Genomic DNA, 219 nt, shown 5'->3' on the forward strand with positions numbered 1-219 from the left:
CCTTCGGGCGGCTGTGTGTTGAAACTTTTTGTGTCAGCATAAAGTCATTAGCATTAACCCAGCCGCCTTCGGGCGGCTGTGTGTTGAAACTTTTTCATTTTGATTCTGTTTATTTTGACTGTTCCCAGCCGCCTTCGGGCGGCTGTGTGTTGAAACCGCAAGCGCGGAACGCGCTCTTCCTTGTCTAAATACCCAGCCGCCTTCGGGCGGCTGTGTGTT

1 protein-coding gene is annotated in these 219 nt (G+C 52.1%); it reads left to right on the forward strand.

Going from position 1 to position 219, the window contains the following annotated elements; translation table 11 throughout:
- Positions 1 to 188, forward strand: a 188-nt coding sequence (locus HMPREF3052_RS11895) for a hypothetical protein (protein WP_083318777.1), incomplete at its 5' end; no start/stop codon positions are given.
- Between the last annotated feature and the right edge of the window lie 31 nt (positions 189 to 219).

This window comes from Neisseria sp. HMSC056A03, assembly GCF_001815685.1.
Lineage (GTDB): Bacteria > Pseudomonadota > Gammaproteobacteria > Burkholderiales > Neisseriaceae > Neisseria > Neisseria subflava.